Source organism: Pseudomonas sp. S37 (assembly GCF_016658545.1).
Taxonomy (GTDB): domain Bacteria; phylum Pseudomonadota; class Gammaproteobacteria; order Pseudomonadales; family Pseudomonadaceae; genus Aquipseudomonas.
Genome location: NZ_JACVZC010000002.1, coordinates 115,354 through 135,875, shown reverse-complemented (window position 1 = coordinate 135,875; position 20,522 = coordinate 115,354). Strand labels below are relative to the sequence as shown.

Here is a 20,522-nt window from a genome sequence, read left to right as displayed (position 1 = left end):
GCGGGTTCACCCGCGAAGAGGCCAGTCCTGGTTTCAATGCAACTCGAAGGTATCGGCATCCAGGTTTGCCGGGAACTTGGTGCGGTAGGCCGCCAGCTCCGCCGCACTCAACACCGCAGTAAACACCCCGTCCGCCTCCCCGGCACTGAGCAGGCTCTCACCCTGGAAGTCCAGCACCTGGCTGTCACCCGAATAAGCAAAGCCCTTGCCATCCGTCCCAACCCGGTTCACCGCCGCCACATAACACAGGTTCTCGATACCGCGCGCTGGCAGCAGGCGGTTCCAGTGCTGGCGACGTGCAGCCGGCCAGTTGGCGGTGTACAGCAGCAGGTCGGTGTCCTGGGCGTCGCGGCTCCACACCGGGAAGCGCAGGTCGTAGCAGATCAGCGGGCGAACCCGCCAGCCCTTGATCTCGAACTGCACCTGGCGCTCGCCGGGGGTGTAGTGCTTGTGTTCACCGGCCATGCGGAACAGGTGGCGTTTGTCGTAGTGCAAAATCTCGCCATCCGGGCGCGCCCACAGCAGGCGGTTGCGGTGGCTGCCATCGGCGGCCTGGATGATCACGCTACCGGTGATCACCGCGTTGTACTTCTTCGCCTGGGCCTTCAGCCATTTGTAGGTCGGGCCGTTCTCCGGCTCGCACAGGCTTTCCGACTGCATGGAAAAACCGGTGGTGAACATTTCCGGCAAAATCACCAGGTCCACTTCGCCCACCTGCTCCAGCAACACCTCGAAGTGCGCATAGTTGGCCTCGCGGTCATGCCAGGCCAGGGTGGTTTGCACCAGGGCGACTTTCAGGTTGGGCAGTGTGCTCAGATCGCGCATAGTTTTTCCGCTGCCTGACGCAGCGTCTCCTCTCGTTTGGCAAAGCACAGGCGCACCAGGCGTTGCTCGGGGATGGGTTGCTGGTAGAACACCGACACCGGAATGGTCGCTACGCCGTGCTCACGGGTCAGCCACAGCGCCATGTCGACATCATTCAAGTCCGGGCGGATCTGCGAATAGTCCACCAGCTGGAAATACGTGCCCGCCGTGCGGGTAAAGCTGAAACGCGAACCTTCCAGCAAGCCGCAGAACAGGTCGCGCTTGGCCTGGTAGAAGGCCGGCAACTCATCGATATGCTCGGGGTGCTCGGCCATGAAGTCGGCCAGCGCGCACTGCAATGGCGTCACCCCGCAGAAGTTGACGTACTGGTGCACCTTGCGCAGCTCGGCGCTCAGCGCCGGCGGGGCGATCACGTAGCCGGTCTTCCAGCCGGTAACGTGGTAGGTCTTGCCGAACGAGCTGACCACGAAGGCGCGCGAGTACAACTGCGCGTGGGCCAGCACGCTGGCGTGGCGCACGCCGTCGTACACCAGGTGCTCATAGACCTCGTCGCTGACCAGGTACATATCGCGGTCGGCGATCAACCGGGCCAACTGGTCAAGGTCTTCACGGGTGATCAGCGCACCGCTGGGGTTGTGCGGCGAGTTGAGGATGACCATGCGCGTGCGCGGGCTCAGGGCATCGCTGAACTTCTGCCAATCGATACGGAAGTCGCCGTCGCTTAGCTGCACATGCACGCAGCGGCCGCCGGCCAGTTCAACGGACGGTTCGTAGCTGTCGTAGCAAGGGTCGAAGACGATCACTTCGTCACCGGCATGCACCACCGCCTGGATGGCGCAGAAGATCGCCTCGGTGGCGCCGGGGGTGATGGTCACTTCCTGGTCGGCATCCACCCTGGCCCCGTACAGGCGCTCGACCTTGGCCGCCACTTGCTGGCGCAGGGCCGGCAGGCCGGTCATCGGCGAGTACTGGTTATGCCCGGCGGCCACATGCCGGCCTACTGCATCGAGTAGGGCCTGCGGGCCGTTGAAGTCGGGGAAACCTTGCGAAAGGTTTAGCGCGCCGGTTTGCACGGCAAGCTGGGACATGGTGGTGAAGATGGTCGTGCCGACATTCGGCAGTTTGCTGCGGATCATGGAGCCCTCTTTCCTGGGGTGTATCCGGCACGGGGTGGAGTCCGAGCATAGCGGATCGAGCAGTCAGGAAAAAGGTTGAAACAATAGGGGGATTGCGCTGGATCAAAGGGCCTCTTCGCGGGTGAACCCGCTCCCACAGGGACTGCACAGCAATTGAAATCTGTGGAGTACCTGTGGGAGCGGGTTCACCCGCGAAGAAGCAGACGCGGAATCAGCGCTTGTCGCGGCGCTTCTTCTCGGCCTTCTTGTGGTGCGACATCAAGCGGCGTTTCTTGTTGACCTGGCGGTCGGTGAGGGTGTTCTTCTTGCCCTCGTACGGGTTCTCACCGCCCTTGTACTCGATGCGGATCGGCGTACCGACCAGCTTCAGCACGCGGCGGTAGGTGTTTTCCAGGTAGCGCGAGTACGACTTGGGAATGCTCTCGGTCTGGTTGCCGTGGATCACGATCAGCGGCGGGTTGGCACCACCGAGGTGGGCATAGCGCAGCTTGATGCGGCGGCCGTTGACCAGCGGTGGCTGGTGCTCGCTGACAGCATCTTCGAGGATCTGCGTCAGGCGGCTGGTTGGCCAGCGGGTCACCGCCGAGGTGAACGCGGCCTGCACCGACTTGTACAGGTTGCCCACACCGGTGCCGTGCAAGGCGGAGATGAAGTGGATGTCGGCGAAGTCGACGAAGAACAGCCGGCGCTCCAGCTCGGTCTTCACGTAAGCGCGCTCACCCGGCTCCATGCCATCCCACTTGTTCAGGGCGATGACAATGGCGCGGCCGGCCTCGAGGGCAAAGCCCAGCAGGTTCAGGTCATGGTCCACCACACCTTCGCGGGCGTCCATGACGAAAATGACGACGTTGGCGTCCTTGATCGCCTGCAGCGTCTTGACCACCGAGAACTTCTCGACTTCCTCGTGGATCTTGCCGCGCTTGCGCACGCCGGCGGTGTCGATGAAGGTGTACTTGTCGCCATCACGCTCGAACGGGATGTAGATACTGTCACGGGTAGTACCCGGCTCGTCGTACACCACCACGCGCTCTTCGCCGAGCATGCGGTTGACCAGGGTCGACTTGCCCACGTTGGGGCGGCCGATGATGGCGATCTTGATGCCATCTTTCTCGCTTGGGCCAGGAATGCGCACGGCCTCTTCGCCTTCAGCGACGTTCAGCTCAAGCGCTTCTTCTTCGGCGTCACGTGGCAGGTGGCCGAGCAGCGACTCCATCAGGGCATTGATACCACGGCCTTGCGAGCCAGCCACCGGAATGGCGTTGCCCATGCCCAGCGGCGAGAACTCGGCACGGGCGATGTCCGGGTCGATGTTGTCGATCTTGTTGGCCACCAGGATGGCCGACTTGTTGCGCTTGCGCAGGTGGTCGGCAATCATCTGGTCGGCGGCGGTCATGCCGGCGCGGGCGTCGACCAGGAACAGCACGTAGTCGGCTTCTTCGATGGCCATCAGCGACTGCTCGGCCATCTTCTCGTCCATGCCCACTTCGTCACCGGTGATACCGCCGGTGTCGATCAGGATGAAGGAGCGACCCTGCCAGCTGGCATCACCATACTGGCGGTCACGGGTCAGGCCCGACAGGTCACCGACGATGGCATCGCGGGTCTTGGTCAGGCGGTTGAACATGGTGGATTTGCCGACGTTCGGGCGGCCCACCAGGGCAATTACGGGAACCATCGGCTCTCCACTCTCGAATTCTTGAAAATGCAAAGGCCGCTGCAAGGCAGCGGCCGGAGTACGGGCGGCGTGTCCTACGCCGCGGCTTGAAGCCCGCCAAGGCTTCAAGCATAGCTTCAGCGGATGGTCAGTGCCTCGAGCTTGCCGCTGTTGCCGAAGACATAGATAGTGTCGCCGACCACAAGTGGGCGGGCGCGCAGGCCATCGCTGTCGATACGCTCACGGCCAACAAAGCGGCCATCGACCTGGCTCAGCAGGTGCAGGTAACCTTCGAAGTCGCCTACTGCCACGTAGCTGGAGAACACTTCCGGTGCCGACAACTGGCGACGGGCCATGGTGTCGTTGCTCCACAAAGCGCTGGAAGAGCGCTCGTCGACGCTTTCGACGGTACCCGAGGCTTCGCTGACATACACGTTGCCGTAGCCCTGGGCGACGCCCACGTAGCTGGAGGCATCGCGCTGCCACAGCACACGGCCGCTTTCCAGGTCCAGGCCCGCGACGCGGCCCTGGTAGGTGCTGACGTACAGGGTTTCACCCGACAGCAGCAGGCCACCATCGATGTCGACCACACGGTCCAGCTCGGAACGGCCTTGCGGAATGGCCACACGGCTTTCCCACACTGGCACACCGTTGTTGATATCCACCGCCACCACCTTGCCGGTGGACAGGCCGGCAATGGCCAGGCGGTTGGTGGCGATCGGTGCACCGGTACCACGCAGGGTCAGTACGGCCGGGGTGTTTTCGTAGATCCAGCGGCGGTCGCCGGTGGCCGCATCCAGGCCAATCAGGCGGTCATCCTGGGTCTGTACCACCACCACGTCGCCGTTGTTGGCAGGCGGGGCCAGTACTTCACTGGTGACTCGGGAGCGCCAGCGCTCTTCACCGGTGCTGGAATCCAGGGCAATCACTTCGCCCTTGAGGGTGCCGAGCATGACCAGGCCGTAGCCCACGCCAACCGCGCCGGAAACCTGCAGCTCCAGGTCCTTCTTCCACACCACGTCACCGGTGATGCGGTCGAGGGCAAAGACTTCGCCGTTGACGTCAGAGGCGTAGATACGGTCGTTTTCGATGGCCGGTACCAGGGTGTTGTAGGTTTCACCCTGGCCGTCACCGATCGAACGGCTCCACTGCTTCTTCAGCACCACTTCCTCGGTGAACTTGGTCAGCTCGGCCGGGGGCAGTTCCTTCTTGCTGTTGCTGCTGCAACCTGCGGCCAGTACGGCCAGGGTCAGCACTGCTGCATGTTTCCAACCGATCACTTACGCGTCCCCTTTGGCCAGGTCATCCAGCTTCAATTGCAGGCCACCGACCGCCGCGTCATCGGACAGCGCAGCCTTGGCTTTCTCGTAAGCGCTGTGTGCGTCGTCGGCGCGACCCAGCTGTACCAGCAGATCACCCTTCAACTCTTCACGGCTGGCCAGGAAGGCTTTGTCGGCATCGCCGTCAAGCAGCTTGAGGGCATCTTCGGCCTTGTTCTGCGCGGCCAGCACACGTGCCAGGCGCTGGCGCGAAATCTCGCCCAGGGTCACATCGGCCGGCTTGTCCAGCACGCTTTTCAGCTCGGCAGCGGCGTCGTCGAGCTTGCCGCTGTCGACCGCGACCTTGGCCACGAACAGGCTGCCGTACTGGGCGTACGCGGTACCACCGAAATCGCTCTTGAGCTTGCCGGCCAGTTCCGCCACCTTGGTGGTATCTGGCTGGCCAGTCGGCGTCAGGCTGGTTTCAAGCAAAGCCTGATACAGCTGCGAGGCGCCTTGCGACTGGTTGTTCTGGTACTTGTGCCAGGTGTTCCAGCCCAGCACCACCACGCCAGCCAGCAATGCGCCGGTCAGCAGCGGCTTGCCGTTGCGGTTCCACCAGTCCTTGACCCCTGCCAGGTCATCATCATCGGTACTCGACACCCCAATACTCCTTTTCGCCTATTCGTTGTTGAACCGCGTTACGCCTGCGCGATCGCGGTTTCCAGGTGCCCTGCAAGAGCATCCCAGGCAATGTTCTGTTGTTCGCCCTGGCCACGCAGGGGCTTGAAGCCGATTTCCTGCCTGGCCAGCTCATCGTCACCGAGGATAAGGGCGAACAGGGCGCCGCTCTTGTCGGCCTTCTTGAACTGGCTCTTGAAGCTGCCACCCCCCGCGTTCACAGCCAGGCGCAGGCCCGGCAGGCGGTCGCGCAGGCTTTCGGACAGGCGCAGGCCAGCCAGTTCGGCCTGTTCGCCAAAGGCGCACAGGTAGACGTCGACAGTGCGGCTGATCGACTCGGGTACTTTACCCAGGGTTTCCAGCAGCAGGATCAGGCGCTCGATACCCATGGCGAAACCAACGCCAGTGGTCGGCTTACCGCCCATCTGCTCGACCAGGCCGTCGTAGCGGCCACCGGCACACACGGTGCCCTGGGCGCCGAGCTTGTCGGTCACCCACTCGAACACGGTCTTGCTGTAGTAGTCCAGGCCACGCACCAGCTTGGTGTTGATCACGAACGGAATACCGGCAGCGTCCAGGCGGGCCTTGAGGCCCTCGAAGTGCACGCGCGACGCTTCGTCCAGGTAGTCTTCCAGCTTCGGCGCGCCGATCAGCACCGCCTGGGTGTTCTGGTCCTTGCTGTCGAGGATGCGCAGCGGGTTGCTCTTCAGGCGGCGCTGGCTGTCTTCGTCCAGTTGCTCCAGACGCGCCGAGAGGAACTCGACCAGCGCGTCACGGTAGCGGGCACGGGCTTCGCTGGTGCCCAGGCTGTTGAGCTCCAGCTTGACCGCGTCCTGGATGCCCAGCAGGCCCCACAGGCGCCAGGTCAGCATGATCAGCTCGGCATCGATGTCCGGGCCGTCCAGGTTGAACACTTCCACGCCAATCTGGTGGAACTGGCGGTAGCGGCCCTTCTGCGGGCGCTCGTGGCGGAACATCTGGCCGATGTACCACAGCTTCTGCACCTGGCCGTTGCCGGTGATACCGTGCTCCAGCACAGCGCGCACGCAGGCGGCGGTGCCTTCAGGGCGCAAGGTCAGCGAATCGCCGTTGCGGTCCTCGAAGGTGTACATCTCTTTTTCGACGATGTCGGTTACTTCACCGATCGAACGCTTGAACAGCTCGGTGAACTCGACGATCGGCGTGCGGATCTGGCTGTACCCGTAGGTGTCCAGCAGGCCGGCCACGGTGCCTTCGAAGTAGCGCCACAGCGGCGACTGTTCTGGCAGGATGTCGTTCATGCCACGGATGGCTTGCAGCGATTTGCTCACGAATAGTCCTTACGAATTCTGTGTGTCAGCCACGGGCGATCAGCGCCGCGTCGGCTTCGGCCTTTTCGGCCGCTTTCTGGCGGATGAGCTTTTCCAGCTCATCGACCAGGTTGTCATTGGTCAGCTTCTGCGCCGGTTTGCCGTCGATGTAGATCAGGTTCGGCGTACCGCCGGTCAGGCCTACATGGGCTTCCTTGGCTTCACCCGGGCCGTTGACCACGCAACCGATCACCGCCACGTCCAGCGGCACCAGCAGGTCTTCCAGGCGCCCTTCCAGCTCGTTCATGGTCTTGACCACATCGAAGTTCTGCCGCGAGCAACTCGGGCAGGCGATGAAGTTGATGCCACGCGAACGCAGGTGCAGCGACTTGAGGATGTCGTAGCCGACCTTCACTTCTTCGACCGGGTCGGCCGCCAGCGAGATACGGATGGTATCGCCAATGCCTTCGGCCAGCAGCATACCGAGGCCGACGGCAGATTTCACCGTCCCCGAACGCAGGCCACCGGCTTCGGTGATGCCCAGGTGCAGCGGCTGTACGATCTGCCTGGCCAGCAGGCGGTAGGCTTCGACGGCCATGAACACGTCGGAGGCCTTGACGCTGACCTTGAAATCCTGGAAGTCCAGGCGGTCGAGGTGCTCGACATGGCGCAGGGCGGACTCGACCAGCGCGGCCGGGGTCGGCTCGCCGTACTTCTTCTGCAGGTCTTTTTCCAGCGAGCCTGCGTTGACCCCGATACGAATCGGGATACCGCGGTCGCGGGCGGCATCGACCACGGCGCGCACACGGTCTTCACGGCCGATGTTGCCCGGGTTGATGCGCAGGCAGTCGACGCCAAGCTCAGCCACACGCAGGGCGATCTTGTAGTCGAAGTGAATGTCGGCGACCAGCGGCACGCTGACCAGTTGCTTGATCTTGCCGAACGCTTCAGCAGCGTCCATGTCCGGCACCGATACACGCACGATGTCTACGCCGGCATCGACCAGGCGCTGGATTTGCCCCACGGTGGCGGCCACATCATTGGTGTCGGTGTTGGTCATGCTCTGCACCGCGATGGGCGCATCACCACCCACCGGCACATTGCCGACCCAGATTTTGCGGGATTCGCGACGTTTGATCGGAGATTCGCCGTGCATGACTTACTGTCCCAACTTCAGGCGAGCAGTCTCGCCACTGGTGAACGGGGCGACATCGACGGCCTGGCCGTTGTAGCTGACCTGGGCGCCACGGGCAAAGCCCAGGCGTACCGCGAACGGCGGCTTGCCGGTCAGCTCGAGGTTGTCCCCCTTGCGCTTGACGGCGCTGAACAGCACCTTGCCGTTGCCGTCGGAAACCTGGGTCCAGCAATCGGCGGTGAACTGGATGGCGACCTTGCCGCTGCCGGCCGGCACTGCGGCAGGCTCAGCGGCGGCTACGGCGGGCGCAGGCGCAGTTGGCGCGACAACAGCCGGTGCCGGGGTAGCCGGTGCTACCGGGGCAGGCATGGCCGCCGGTGCGCTGGCAGTTGGCTGTACCGGCGCCTGCTGGGCAGGTGCCGGCGTAGCGGCCGAGGCAGGTGCCGGGCTCGCCGCTACCTGCTCGCCAGCAGCGGCCGGTTGCTCGGGCGTGCCCTGTGCCAACGGCAGCGGTGCTGCCTCTGGCTGCTGGCCAGCGGTAACGGCTTGGTCTTCAGGCTCATCGAGCGGGTGAATCTGGGTGGTGCCGTCGGCGCTTTCGACCTCGACATGCTCCAGGGCGATCTTGGCCAGGTCCTTGCCACGCAGGCTGCCCTGGTCCTGCCACCAGACGAAGCCACCACCCACCACAGCTACCAGCAACAGCAGGCTGACGCCGCGCAGGATGTTGTGTGACAGGCGTACAGGCTCTTCGATACGGCCCAGCGAATGCACGTCGCTGCCTTTGGCGTGGGTACCGGTGTAGCGGTCGAAGGCATCGACCAGGGCGGCCTGGTCGAGGTCCATCAGCTTGGCATAGGCGCGAATGTAGCCACGGGCGAAAGTATGCCCGGGCAGCTTGTCGAAGGCGCCGGTTTCCACGTGGTTCAACGAACTGACAGTGAGGTTAAGCTTGCGGGCCACCTCGGCTTGAGACCAGTCCCGTTTCTCACGGGCCAGGCGCAAAAGCTCACCGGGGTTCTGGCCAGGCGCTACTGCTACTTCGGGATGCGCGGCGTTCATCGTTGCTCCGACAGGTATTGCTGATATTCCGGCGTACCGGGATAAAGTCGTTGTAATTGCTGGCCGGTTTCGGCCAGTGCGCCCTGCTCGTCGAACACCCTGGCAAGGCGGCTGCCCAGCAACAGGCTACGGGCATCGTGTTCGCTCAACTGGCTGAAACGATCGTAGTAGTCCCGGGCCGGCACATAATGCCTGTTTTCGTAGGACAACTCAGCCATTTCCAGCAACGCTTTCGGTTGCCGCTGGTTGAGTTGCAACGCTTTCAACAAATAGGCGTGCGCCTGAGCGCGGCGCTCGAGCCTCAAGGCGGTCAGGCCAAGGTTCTCGTACACGCGTGAGCGCTCAGGATACAGGGTATCGGCACTGGCCAGGCGAAACATCTGCTTGGCTTCGGCAAATCGCCCCTGAGCATAAAGGAAACTGCCGTAATTGTTGCGAATTCGCGTGTCGCCGCCGCTAATTTGCAGGGCTTTGCGAAAATGCGCTTCGGCCAGTGCCGGCTCGCCTTCGGCCTGGAACACCAGGGCCAGGGCGGCGTGGGCGTCGGCGTCGGTGCTGTTCAGGGCCAGGGCCTTGCCCAGTGGCGCCTTGGCCTGCTCGGTCAAACCCTGTTGCAAATAACCCAGGCCAAGCTGCACATAAGCCTGCCCCGCCTGCGCCCTGCCCTGGCGGTTGGCCAGGGGGTCGCTCGCACCGCCCGACACGCAGCCGGCCAGCAGCAAAAGCGCAAGGATCGACAGCGCGGCGCGCAGGCTCATGGGCAAGGTCCCGGTCAGTGGCTGGCGGCGCTGTCTTGCAGCTCGACGTCCGCAGAAAGCTGGCGCACGGCGATGTAGCGCTCGCTGCGGCGGGTACGGTCGTTGACCTGGCCAACCAGCTGGCCACAGGCGGCGTCGATGTCGTCGCCACGGGTGGTACGGGTGGTGACGTTGAAACCACCGTGGTGCAGCAGGTCCTGGAAGCGACGAATGGCGTTGTTGCTCGGCCGCTCGTAGCCCGAATGCGGGAACGGGTTGAACGGGATCAGGTTGATCTTGCACGGCACGTCGCGCAGCAGCTCGATCATCTGTGCGGCGTGCTCGGGCTGGTCGTTGACGTCCTTGAGCAGGGTGTATTCAACGGTCAGCACACGCTTGCCACCCAGGGTGGCCATGTAGCCCATGCACGATTCCAGCAGCACTTTCAGCGGGTACTTCTTGTTGATCGGTACCAGCTGGTTGCGCAGCGCGTCGTTCGGGGCGTGCAGCGACAGGGCCAGCGACACGTCGATGTGCTTGGCCAGTTCGTCGATCATCGGCACCACGCCCGAGGTGGACAGGGTCACGCGACGCTTGGAAATGCCATAGCCCAGGTCATCCATCATGATTTTCATGGCGGCGATGACGTTGTCGAAGTTCAGCAAGGGCTCGCCCATGCCCATCATCACCACGTTGGTAATCGCGCGGTCGACTTTGGCAGGAACGGTCCCGAAGGATTTGTTGGCAAGCCACACCTGGCCGATCACTTCGGCGGCGGTGAGGTTGCTGTTGAAGCCTTGTTTGCCGGTGGAGCAGAAGCTGCAGTCCAGGGCACAGCCGGCTTGCGACGACACGCACAGGGTGCCGCGATCGTCGGTAGGAATGTAGACGGTCTCGACGCAGCTGCCGGAGGCAACGCGGATCACCCACTTGCGGGTGCCGTCGGCGGAAATGTCTTCACTGACCACTTCCGGGGGGCGAATCTCGGCAACGGCCTCGAGCTTTTCGCGCAAGACCTTGCCAACGTTGGTCATGGCCGCAAAGTCGGACACGCCAAAATGGTGAATCCATTTCATCACCTGGCCGGCACGGAAGCGTTTTTCCCCGATCGAGTCGAAGAATTGTTCCATTTCCGGCTGGGTCAGGCCCAACAGGTTGATTTTGCCAGTAGATGTCGTCATGGATTCACCCTCACCCGTAAGCTTTCGCTTAGCGAGTGGTTACCTCGGTAGCAGCGAAGAAGTAAGCGATTTCGCGAGCAGCAGCAGCTTCGGAGTCCGAACCGTGAACGGCGTTGGCGTCGATCGACTCGGCGAAGTCGGCACGGATGGTGCCGGCAGCAGCTTCTTTAGGGTTGGTAGCGCCCATCAGCTCACGGTTCTTGGCGATGGCGTTTTCGCCTTCCAGCACCTGAACAACAACCGGACCGGAAGTCATGAAGGCAACCAGGTCACCGAAGAAGCCGCGCTCGCTGTGCTCAGCGTAGAAGCCTTCGGCTTCGGCTTTGGACAGTTGCTTGATTTTCGAGGCAACGATTTTCAGGCCGGCTTCTTCGAAGCGGGTGGTGATCTTGCCGATGACGTTTTTGGCAACTGCGTCAGGCTTGATGATCGAGAAAGTACGTTGAACAGCCATGGAAAACTCCAGAATATGAGTGTTACGAAAAATTAAACCCGCGAATTATACGCGGGTTTCAGGGGATTGCCTAACCTGCACATGACGCTTAGTCGGCTTCGTCAATCCAGGCAGCCTGGATAGCCTCAAGCACTTTCTCACCGCCGCGTGACGGATCGTCGCTGAATTCTGGCAATGCCAGCACCCAGCGGTGCAGGTCGACGAAATTCACATAACGAGGATCGACCTCAGGCTTGCTTTCTGCAAGCTGGATTGCGATCTCAAGTACATCAACCCATTTCAGACTCATGTACAGGCCCTCAGTGCGGTGCTTCGGCAGCGTGATTGAGCGAATACTTGGGGATCTCGATGGTCAGGTCTTCATCGGCGACCACCACCTGGCAACCCAGGCGCGACTGCGCCTCCAGGCCCCAGGCCTTGTCCAGCATGTCCTCTTCCAGCTCGTCGGCTTCTTCAAGCGAATCGAAACCTTTGCGAACAATACAGTGGCAGGTGGTGCAAGCCTTGACGCCGCCACAGGCGCTTTCCATCTCGATGTGATGGTCGTGGGCCAGCTCCAGGATGTTGGTCCCGGCTGGCACTTCCACGGTCAGGCCTTCGGGGCAGAACTTCTCATGCGGCAGGAACGTTACCAGCGGCATCGATTACTCCTCGATCTCATTCAGGTTGCGCCCGGCCAGTGCGGCTTTGACCGTCGAATCAAGGCGACGGGCGGCAAATGCGTCGGTCACCTGCGACAGACGCTTGGTCTGTTGCTCGATGGCTGCGCCATCGGTGCCCGTCAGCAAATCACGTAGTTCTTGCATCTGGAATTCGATGGCGTCTCGCTCGTCACTGCTGAGCAGGCGTTCGCCGTCGGCGTCCAGGGCGCCCTGTACTGCTTCGAGCAGGCGCTCGCCGTCCACCTGGTGCTCGCGCAACTGGCGGGCATGCTTGTCGGAACCGGCGTGTTCGAACGAGTCCTTGAGCATGCGGGCGATTTCGCCGTCGGTCAGGCCGTAGGACGGCTTGACCTGGATGCTGGCTTCCACGCCCGACCCCAGCTCGCGAGCGGCGACGCTGAGCAGGCCGTCGGCATCGACCTGGAAGGTGACGCGGATTTTTGCCGAGCCGGCGACCATGGCCGGGATGCCGCGCAGCTCGAAGCGGGCCAGCGATCGGCAGTCGCTGATCAGCTCGCGCTCGCCCTGCAGCACGTGGATCATCATGGCCGTCTGGCCATCTTTATAGGTGGTGAACTCCTGTGCACGTGCCACCGGAATGGTGGTGTTGCGTGGAATCACCTTCTCCATCAGCCCGCCCATGGTCTCAAGGCCAAGCGACAGCGGAATGACATCGAGCAGCAGCAGTTCGCCCCCTTCGCGGCGGTTGCCGGCCAGGGTGTCGGCCTGGATGGCGGCACCAATGGCCACCACCTGGTCGGGGTCGATCGAGGTCAGTGGGGTACGGCCGAACAGCGCGCCCACGGCTTCACGCACACGCGGTACACGGGTCGAACCACCGACCATGACCACGGCGCTGACTTCTTCCAGCTCCACGCCACTGTCGCGCACGGCGCGGCGGCACGCCTTGAGGCTGCGGGCGACCATTGGTTCGATCATGGCTTCGAAAGCAGCACGGCTCAGCTCGCCCTGCCAGGCGCCATGGCTGACACTGACCACGTCGGCGTCGGTCAGGGCTTCCTTGGCGGCGCAGGCCGTTTGCAGCAGAGCGCGCTGGGTAGCCGGGTCCAGGTCGGACGAAAGGCCGGCCTGCCCGATGATCCAGCCGGCAATGGCGTGGTCGAAGTCGTCGCCGCCCAGGGCAGTATCGCCACCGGTGGCCAGCACTTCGAACACGCCAGCCGTCAGGCGCAGGATGGAGATATCGAACGTACCGCCGCCCAGGTCATAGATGGCCACCACGCCTTCGGCGTTCTGGTCCAGGCCGTAGGCCACGGCAGCTGCAGTCGGCTCGTTGAGCAGGCGCAGCACGTTCAGGCCCGCCAGGCGCGCTGCGTCCTTGGTGGCCTGGCGCTGGGCATCGTCGAAATAGGCCGGCACGGTAATCACCGCCCCCACCAGTTCGCCACCCAGCGTTGCTTCGGCCCGCTCACGCAGCACCTTGAGGATGTCGGCAGACACTTGTACCGGGCTTTTCGGCCCCTGCACGGTGTCGATGAACGGCATGTGCGACTCACCGCCAACAAAGCGGTACGGCAGTTGCTCGCCCAGTTGCTTGACGTCGGCCAGGCCGCGCCCCATCAGGCGCTTGACCGACAGCACGGTGTTCAGCGGGTCGCTGGAAGCGGCGTCACGCGCGGCCTGCCCCACTTCGATGCGCCCGTCGAGGTAACGCACCGCGGACGGCAGAATGACGTTACCCTGCGCATCAGGCAGGGGCTCGCTGCGGCCGCTGCGCAATGCAGCGACCAGAGAGTTGGTGGTACCCAGGTCGATCCCCACCGCCAGGCGGCGCTGGTGCGGCTGAGGGCTTTGACCGGGTTCGGCAATCTGCAGTAGGGCCATGCTTATCTGAATACCTTAGGTGTCATCACGGGCGACACCGGGTTAATCGTCGAGGCGCTCTTCCAGTTGGCGCACTTCTTGGGCGAGCTTGTCGAGGAACTGCATGCGGCGCATCAGGCGCTCGGCCTTGTCGCGCTCGCCTGGGGCATCCCAGCAGGCGGCAAAGTCCTCGTTCAGCGTGTCCTGGGCGGCCTTCAGGCGCTTCTTGAACACGCCGACACCGTCAAGGTCGGCTTCGTCCTGCAACTCTTCGAGCTCTTCACGCCACTGCATCTGCTGCAACAGGAAGTCCGGGTCATGGACCGTGACTTCCTGAGGCACTTCGTGGCCGCTAATGGCCAGCAGGTAGCGGGCGCGACGCGGCGCACTGCGCAGGGTCTGGTAGGCATCGTTGAGGGCTGCGGACTTTTCCAGCGCTACCCGCTGCTCGCGCTCGGAGGCGTCGGCAAAGCGGTCGGGATGGACTTCGCGGGCCAGCTCGCGGTAGCGAGTGGCCAGCTTGTCGAGATCCAGGCGGAAGCTTGGCTGGAGGTCAAACAATGCGTAATGACAAGGAGTACCCACAGCCAGCCTCAAACGTTGAAGCTTTCGCCGCAGCCACATTCACCGCGCACGTTGGGGTTGTTGAACTTGAAGCCTTCGTTCAACCCTTCCTTGACGAAGTCCAGCTCGGTGCCGTCGAGGTAGACCAGGCTCTTGGGATCGATGATCACCTTCACGCCATGGTTCTCGAACACGGTGTCTTCGTCCGCCAGTTCGTCGACGAACTCCAGCACGTAGGCCAGGCCCGAGCAACCGGTGGTGCGCACGCCCAGGCGAATGCCCTCACCTTTGCCGCGCCCGTCGAGGGAGCGGCGAATGTGGTTGGCGGCGGCTTCTGTCATGCTGATAGCCATCAGGACTCCTTACCTTGCAACAGGCGACTTAGATCAAGCCTTTCTTCTGCTTGTAATCGCGTACAGCTGCCTTGATGGCATCTTCGGCGAGTACCGAGCAGTGGATCTTGACCGGCGGCAGCGCCAGTTCTTCGGCCAGCTGGGTGTTCTTGATGGTTTCGGCTTCGTCCAGGGTCTTGCCCTTCATCCACTCGGTGGCGAGGGAGCTGGAAGCGATGGCCGAACCGCAGCCGTAGGTCTTGAACTTGGCGTCTTCGATGACGCCCTGCTCGTTGACCTTGATTTGCAGACGCATCACGTCACCGCACGCTGGGGCGCCGACCATGCCGGTACCGACATCCGGGTCCTCGGCATTCATCTTGCCGACGTTGCGTGGGTTTTCGTAGTGGTCGATGACCTTTTCACTGTATGCCATGGTGCTATTCCTTCCTCATCAGGGGAGCCGCTCTTGCTGGCGACTGCTTAGTGGGCGGCCCACTCGATCTTGGAGATGTCAACGCCGTCTTTGTACATATCCCACAGCGGCGACAGTTCACGCAGTTTGTTGACGGCCTCGCAGACTTTCTGCGCGGCGTAGTCGACTTCTTCTTCGCTGGTGAAGCGGCCGAAGGAGAAGCGGATCGAGCTGTGCGCCAGCTCGTCGTTGCGGCCCAGAGCGCGCAGTACGTACGACGGCTCGAGCGACGCGGAGGTGCAGGCCGAACCGGACGATACGGCGATGTCCTTCAGCGACATCAGCAGCGATTCGCCTTCGACGTAGTTGAAGCTCAGGTTCAGGTTGTGCGGTACACGGGCAGTCTGGCTGCCGTTGACGTACAGCTCTTCAAGGTTGGAGACCTGCTTGAAGAAGCGGTCGCTCAGGGCCTTGATGCGCACGTTTTCCGCGGCCATTTCCTGCTTGGCAATGGCGAAGGCTTCGCCCATGCCGACGATCTGGTGGGTCGGCAGGGTGCCCGAACGCATGCCGCGCTCATGGCCACCGCCGTGAATGATGGCTTCCAGGCGAACGCGCGGCTTGCGGCTGACGTACAGCGCGCCGATACCTTTAGGGCCGTAGACCTTGTGCGCCGAGAACGACATCAGGTCGACCTTCAGCTTTTGCACGTCGATTTCGACCTTGCCGGCCGACTGGGCGGCGTCAACGTGGAACAGCACGCCACGCGAACGGGTCAGTTCACCGATGGCGGCGATGTCGTTGATCGAGCCGACTTCGTTGTTCACGTGCATCAGCGAAACCAGGATGGTGTCGTCACGCAGTACGGCTTCGACCATGGCCGGGGTGACGATGCCGTCTTCGCCTGGCTCAAGGTAGGTGACTTCGAAACCTTCACGCTCCAGCTGGCGAGCGGTGTCCAGGACCGCCTTGTGCTCGATCTTGGAGGTGATGATGTGCTTGCCCTTGGTCTGATAGAAGTGCGCGACACCTTTCAGCGCGAGGTTGTCGGACTCGGTAGCACCGCTGGTCCAGACGATTTCACGCGGGTCGGCGTTGATCAGCTCGGCAACCTGGCGGCGACCGTTCTCGACCGCTTCCTCGGCTTTCCAGCCGAAGACGTGGGAGCGCGAAGCCGGGTTACCGAAGTTCCCGTCAACCAGCAGGCATTCGGCCATCTTCTGGGCGACACGTGGGTCAACCGGAGTGGTCGCGGAGTAATCGAGGTAGATCGGCAACTTCATTTGTCTCTCCTATCAGGCGGTGGCGTCGCTCGTCGTCCCGGGGGATCAATCGACGGCAGACGTCTCAATCTTGTCCAGCTGGGCGGTTCGGCCTGCGACACGACGCAGGTCCTGGCGCTGGGCGACTTCCTGCACCTCACGGCGCATGACGAGGTCGGCCAGGCTGATGCCGCTGAGGAATTCATGGATCTGCTGGCTGAGGTCGCACCACAGGTGGTGGGTCAGGCAGGTATCACCGGCATGGCAGTCCCCGAGCCCCTGGCAACGGGTGGCATCGACCGATTCGTTGACCGCGTCGATGACCTGGGCCACCTGGATGGTTTCCATGCCCCGCGACAGCTGGTAGCCGCCACCTGGGCCGCGCACGCTGGAAACCAGGCTGCTACGGCGCAGCTTGGCGAACAGCTGCTCCAGATAAGAGAGGGAAATGCCCTGGCGCTCGGAAATGTCGGCCAAAGACACCGGCCCATGCTGCGCGTGCAACGCCAGGTCAAGCATGGCAGTCACGGCGTATCGGCCTTTGGTAGTCAGTCGCATGGCTATTGGGTACCACGGGAGTTTCGGGATGTGTGCGAGTATGCGATTCCCGAGCATTTAAGTCAACTATTAGACCTACTGCTTTAGTCGGGTTTGCATCGGGGAGGCGGGCGCGATTGTAGCAGACAAGGGGCGCGATCACACGCCCCGTATGTCACTATGATTTCACCGCGGCGCAATCAATGCGACTGAGTGTCGCGCTGAGCCACCTGGGCAACTTCGGTGAAGTCATCGTCCGGCAGGGCCGGCAGCTCTTTGGCACAGTAGTCACTGCCCATCTTGGTCAGCGCCCCACACATACCCTCCAACCGCTCGTCGACGGCCTGCAGGTGGTCGAGCATCTGGCCGATGGCACGCGCCACCGGGTCGGGCATGTCGCCACTGACACCGTAGGCGTCGAAGCCGATCTTCTCGGCCATGGCCTTGCGCTTGGCTTCGACTTCGCTGTCTTCGCTCTTGACGATGATCCGCCCGGGGATGCCCACCGCCGTCGCGCCTGCCGGCACCGCCTTGGTCACCACCGCATTGGAGCCGATCTTGGCCCCGGCACCGACGGTGAACGGGCCCAGCACCTTGGCCCCCGCCCCTACTACCACACCGTTTTCAAGGGTCGGGTGGCGCTTGCCTTTGTTCCAGCTGGTGCCGCCCAGGGTCACGCCCTGGTACAGGGTGACGTCGTCGCCGATCTCGGCGGTTTCGCCAATGACGATGCCCATGCCATGGTCAATGAAGAAGCGTCGGCCAATGGTGGCACCCGGGTGGATCTCGATGCCGGTCAGCCAACGGCCGAAGTTCGACACCAGGCGGGCCAGCCACTTGAAATCGCGCTTCCACAAGGCATTGCCCAGGCGGTGCAGCCAGATGGCATGCATGCCGGGGTAGCAGGTGAGTACCTCGAAGGCATTGCGTGCAGCCGGGTCACGGTGGAATACGCTTTGAATATCTTCACGCAGGCGTTCAAACATCTGTCAGTCCTTCCGTTTATGCGGCTCGCCCCGGACCACTTTCTGGGTCTCGGTCAGGATGCCGCGCAAAATGCTCATTTCCGTCCGCTCGACCGCCACCCGCCCATACAGCCGGCGCAGGCGCGGCATCAGGTGCTTGGGCTTTTCCGGGTCGAGGAAGCCGATGCCCACCAGGGTTTTTTCCAGGTGGTCGTAGAACAGCTCCATTTCGTCCATGGTCGCCAGCTCACTGGCGTCAACCTTCTCGACCTTGCCCGGCGCTGCACCGGCGGCCAACCAGGCCATGCGCACCTCATAAGAGAGCACCTGCACGGCAGCAGCCAGGTTCAGCGAGCTGAAGTCGGGGTTGGAGGGAATGTGCACGTGGAAGTGACATCGCTGCAGTTCTTCGTTGGTCAGGCCGGCGTGCTCGCGCCCGAACACCAGGGCGATTTCTTCGCCACCATTGGCATGCTCCACCGCCTTGTCGCCACACTCGCGCGGGCCGATCAACGGCCAGGGAATGCTGCGCTCGCGGGCGCTGGTGCCCATCACCAGGTTGCAGCCGACCAGTGCCTGTTCAAGGCTGTCGACCACCTGGGCGTTATCCAGCACATCGTCGGCGCCCGAGGCACGGGCACTGGCCTCCGCGGCGGGGAACTCTTTCGGCTGCACCAGCACCAGACGCGACAAGCCCATGTTTTTCATGGCACGCGCAGCGCCGCCGATGTTGCCGGGGTGGCTGGTATTGACCAGAACAACACGAATATTTTGCAGCAAGGTGTTGTGCTCACAGATGCAGGAATCAGGGCCTTCGATCTTACAGAACCGACAGACGTAACGCCATGAAAGCAAATGTGACACTTCTGCCGCCAAAGTTTTCTGCTAGAATGATCGGCTTTCTTCTTTAACATCTCCAGGTGACCCGCCCATGCAGCCTATGCTGAATATCGCCCTGCGCGCCGCTCGCAGCGCCAGTGAACTGATTTTCCGCTCCATCGAACGCCTGGATAGCATCAAGGTCGATGAGAAAGAGGCCAAGGACTACGTTTCCGAAGTCGATCGCGCTGCCGAGCAGAGCATCGTCAACGCCCTGCGCAAGGCCTACCCGAACCACTCCATCCAGGGCGAAGAAACCGGCCTGCACGCGGGTAGCGGCGAAGAAGGCAAGGATTACCTGTGGATCATCGACCCGCTGGACGGCACCACCAACTTCCTGCGTGGCATCCCGCACTTCGCTGTCAGCATCGCCTGCAAATACCGTGGCCGCCTTGAGCACGCCGTGATCGTCGACCCGGTTCGCCAGGAAGAGTTCACCGCCAGCCGTGGCCGTGGCGCTCAGCTCAACGGCCGTCGCCTGCGTGTCAGCTCGCGTACCAGCCTGGAAGGCGCCCTGCTGGGTACCGGCTTCCCGTTCCGTGACGGCCAGATGGCCGACATGGACAACTACCTGGGCATGTTCCGCGCCCTGACTGGCCAGACCGCCGGCATCCGCCGCGCCGGCTCCGCCAGCCTGGACCTGGCCTACGTGGCTGCCGGCCGCTTCGACGCCTTCTGGGAGTCGGGCCTGTCCGAGTGGGACATGGCAGCTGGCGTACTGCTGATCCAGGAAGCCGGTGGCCTGGTGAGTGACTTCAACGGTGGCCACGACTTCCTCGACAAGGGCCACATCGTTGCAGGCAACATCAAGTGCTTCAAGGCCGTACTGACCGCTATCCAGCCGCACCTGCCAGAAAGCATGAAGCGCTAAGCGCGGATTGCCGGCAAAAAAAAGCACCCCTCGGGGTGCTTTTTTTGTGCCTGATGTTTTTGCAGTGCCTGTGCCGGCCTCTTCGCGGGTAAACCCGCTCCTACATTGATCGCATTACCCTTGTAGGAGCGGGTTTACCCGCGAAGAGGCCGGCACAGGCAACCCAAATCACTGGCCGGCTTCGCTCAGGATCAGCTTGCCATTCTTGTCCAGCGGAATGGTCGACCCAGGCTCACGGTCCATCTTCACCTTGCCCACCTGATCACCGATGGAATAGGTCACGTTGTAACCCACCACCTTCTCGCTGATGTCGTTGACCGTATTACAGCGGGTTTGCGTGGTGGTATAGGTATCACGCTGCTGCATGCCTTCCTGCACCTTGTTGCCGGCATAGCCACCACCGACCGCACCGGCCACGGTGGCGATCTTCTTGCCGGTACCACCACCAATCTGGTTACCCAGCAGGCCACCGGCAATGGCACCTACCACGGTACCGGCAATCTGGTGCTGGTCCTTGACCGGCGCCTGACGCGTCACTGCCACGTCCTTGCACACTTCACGCGGGGTTTTCACCTGTTGCTTGATCGGCTGCACGTCGGTGACCTGGGCGTACTCAGGCCCCTTGTTGACCAAGCTGTAGGTCGCCACTGCACCTCCGGCGGTTACACCGACAGCACCCAGTACCGCGCCCACCAGCATTGATTTGTTCACGTGAACCTCCTGATCGTACCAGCGGGTATCAACCCGCGCTTCTCCCAGCCTTGGAGCAAAAAAAAAGGCGCGAGTTCAATACTCGCG

The 20,522-nt window shown here is 62.7% G+C and carries 23 protein-coding genes; 1 reads left to right on the top strand and 22 read right to left on the bottom strand.

Going from position 1 to position 20,522, the window contains the following annotated elements; genetic code table 11:
* Window positions 1–33 precede the first annotated feature (33 nt).
* The 21 genes from IAE39_RS01325 to trmJ all read right to left on the bottom strand — a co-directional run bounded on the left by IAE39_RS01325 (window position 34) and on the right by trmJ (window position 18,754).
* Window positions 34–825, bottom strand: coding sequence for an amidohydrolase (locus IAE39_RS01325; protein ID WP_201198640.1), 792 nt, complete (start codon window positions 823–825; stop codon window positions 34–36).
* Entirely contained in the window at window positions 813–1,961 is a 1,149-nt protein-coding gene (locus tag IAE39_RS01320; RefSeq protein ID WP_201198638.1) for a pyridoxal phosphate-dependent aminotransferase, read from the bottom strand. The genes IAE39_RS01325 and IAE39_RS01320 overlap by 13 nt, the downstream gene beginning before the upstream one ends.
* A 211-nt stretch (window positions 1,962–2,172) precedes the next feature.
* Window positions 2,173–3,636, bottom strand: a complete 1,464-nt coding sequence (der, locus tag IAE39_RS01315) for a ribosome biogenesis GTPase Der (protein ID WP_201198636.1) — start codon at window positions 3,634–3,636, stop codon at window positions 2,173–2,175.
* 116 nt (window positions 3,637–3,752) lie between these two features.
* The gene (gene bamB, locus IAE39_RS01310; RefSeq protein WP_201198634.1) at window positions 3,753–4,895 is read right to left on the bottom strand and encodes an outer membrane protein assembly factor BamB; all 1,143 of its coding nucleotides are present in this window, start codon (window positions 4,893–4,895) and stop codon (window positions 3,753–3,755) included.
* A complete protein-coding gene (locus IAE39_RS01305; protein WP_201198632.1) occupies window positions 4,896–5,537 on the bottom strand; it encodes a tetratricopeptide repeat protein in 642 nt (213 codons plus the stop codon).
* Between the two features lie 38 nt (window positions 5,538–5,575).
* Window positions 5,576–6,865 carry a histidine--tRNA ligase gene (hisS, locus tag IAE39_RS01300; RefSeq protein ID WP_201198630.1) on the bottom strand — a complete coding sequence of 430 codons (1,290 nt, stop codon included), beginning with the start codon at window positions 6,863–6,865 and terminating at the stop codon, window positions 5,576–5,578.
* A 25-nt stretch (window positions 6,866–6,890) separates the two neighbouring features.
* Window positions 6,891–8,000 (bottom strand): flavodoxin-dependent (E)-4-hydroxy-3-methylbut-2-enyl-diphosphate synthase, encoded by a 1,110-nt coding sequence (gene ispG / locus IAE39_RS01295; RefSeq protein ID WP_201198628.1) that lies wholly within the window; start codon window positions 7,998–8,000, stop codon window positions 6,891–6,893.
* A gap of 3 nt (window positions 8,001–8,003) precedes the next feature.
* Window positions 8,004–9,041 carry a RodZ domain-containing protein gene (locus tag IAE39_RS01290; protein ID WP_201198627.1) on the bottom strand — a complete coding sequence of 346 codons (1,038 nt, stop codon included), beginning with the start codon at window positions 9,039–9,041 and terminating at the stop codon, window positions 8,004–8,006.
* A complete protein-coding gene (gene pilW / locus IAE39_RS01285; protein WP_201198626.1) occupies window positions 9,038–9,799 on the bottom strand; it encodes a type IV pilus biogenesis/stability protein PilW in 762 nt (253 codons plus the stop codon). Before pilW ends, IAE39_RS01290 begins: the two co-directional genes overlap by 4 nt.
* A 14-nt stretch (window positions 9,800–9,813) precedes the next feature.
* Complete coding sequence (rlmN, locus tag IAE39_RS01280) at window positions 9,814–10,959, bottom strand: 23S rRNA (adenine(2503)-C(2))-methyltransferase RlmN (protein ID WP_201198622.1); 1,146 nt, start codon at window positions 10,957–10,959, stop codon at window positions 9,814–9,816.
* A gap of 28 nt (window positions 10,960–10,987) precedes the next feature.
* Window positions 10,988–11,413, bottom strand: a complete 426-nt coding sequence (gene ndk / locus IAE39_RS01275) for a nucleoside-diphosphate kinase (protein WP_023533373.1) — start codon at window positions 11,411–11,413, stop codon at window positions 10,988–10,990.
* Between the two features lie 88 nt (window positions 11,414–11,501).
* Window positions 11,502–11,702 carry a Fe-S cluster assembly protein IscX gene (iscX, locus tag IAE39_RS01270; protein ID WP_003248529.1) on the bottom strand — a complete coding sequence of 67 codons (201 nt, stop codon included), beginning with the start codon at window positions 11,700–11,702 and terminating at the stop codon, window positions 11,502–11,504.
* 10 nt (window positions 11,703–11,712) lie between these two features.
* On the bottom strand, window positions 11,713–12,054 hold the full coding sequence (fdx, locus tag IAE39_RS01265) for an ISC system 2Fe-2S type ferredoxin (protein WP_110735783.1): 342 nt from the start codon (window positions 12,052–12,054) through the stop codon (window positions 11,713–11,715).
* Window positions 12,055–12,057: 3 nt separating this feature from the next.
* Window positions 12,058–13,920, bottom strand: coding sequence for a Fe-S protein assembly chaperone HscA (hscA, locus tag IAE39_RS01260; protein WP_201198614.1), 1,863 nt, complete (start codon window positions 13,918–13,920; stop codon window positions 12,058–12,060).
* A gap of 42 nt (window positions 13,921–13,962) precedes the next feature.
* The gene (gene hscB / locus IAE39_RS01255; protein ID WP_003248535.1) at window positions 13,963–14,484 is read right to left on the bottom strand and encodes a co-chaperone HscB; all 522 of its coding nucleotides are present in this window, start codon (window positions 14,482–14,484) and stop codon (window positions 13,963–13,965) included.
* 8 nt (window positions 14,485–14,492) lie between these two features.
* Window positions 14,493–14,816 (bottom strand): iron-sulfur cluster assembly protein IscA, encoded by a 324-nt coding sequence (iscA, locus tag IAE39_RS01250; protein ID WP_060511418.1) that lies wholly within the window; start codon window positions 14,814–14,816, stop codon window positions 14,493–14,495.
* 28 nt (window positions 14,817–14,844) lie between these two features.
* On the bottom strand, window positions 14,845–15,231 hold the full coding sequence (gene iscU, locus IAE39_RS01245) for a Fe-S cluster assembly scaffold IscU (RefSeq protein WP_003248539.1): 387 nt from the start codon (window positions 15,229–15,231) through the stop codon (window positions 14,845–14,847).
* A gap of 47 nt (window positions 15,232–15,278) precedes the next feature.
* The gene (locus IAE39_RS01240; protein WP_201198613.1) at window positions 15,279–16,493 is read right to left on the bottom strand and encodes an IscS subfamily cysteine desulfurase; all 1,215 of its coding nucleotides are present in this window, start codon (window positions 16,491–16,493) and stop codon (window positions 15,279–15,281) included.
* A gap of 45 nt (window positions 16,494–16,538) precedes the next feature.
* Window positions 16,539–17,030, bottom strand: coding sequence for a Fe-S cluster assembly transcriptional regulator IscR (gene iscR, locus IAE39_RS01235; protein WP_008092572.1), 492 nt, complete (start codon window positions 17,028–17,030; stop codon window positions 16,539–16,541).
* Window positions 17,031–17,209: 179 nt separating this feature from the next.
* Window positions 17,210–17,995, bottom strand: coding sequence for a serine O-acetyltransferase (cysE, locus tag IAE39_RS01230; RefSeq protein WP_201198612.1), 786 nt, complete (start codon window positions 17,993–17,995; stop codon window positions 17,210–17,212).
* A 3-nt stretch (window positions 17,996–17,998) separates the two neighbouring features.
* Window positions 17,999–18,754 carry a tRNA (cytosine(32)/uridine(32)-2'-O)-methyltransferase TrmJ gene (trmJ, locus tag IAE39_RS01225; RefSeq protein ID WP_201198611.1) on the bottom strand — a complete coding sequence of 252 codons (756 nt, stop codon included), beginning with the start codon at window positions 18,752–18,754 and terminating at the stop codon, window positions 17,999–18,001.
* Between the two features lie 151 nt (window positions 18,755–18,905).
* Here trmJ and suhB point away from each other — a divergent pair, with 151 nt between their 5' ends.
* Complete coding sequence (gene suhB / locus IAE39_RS01220; protein WP_003248548.1) at window positions 18,906–19,724, top strand: type III secretion system regulator SuhB; 819 nt, start codon at window positions 18,906–18,908, stop codon at window positions 19,722–19,724.
* Between the two features lie 168 nt (window positions 19,725–19,892).
* Here suhB and IAE39_RS01215 read toward each other — a convergent pair whose 3' ends face one another.
* On the bottom strand, window positions 19,893–20,435 hold the full coding sequence (locus tag IAE39_RS01215) for a glycine zipper 2TM domain-containing protein (protein ID WP_054887558.1): 543 nt from the start codon (window positions 20,433–20,435) through the stop codon (window positions 19,893–19,895).
* Window positions 20,436–20,522: the final 87 nt, after the last annotated feature.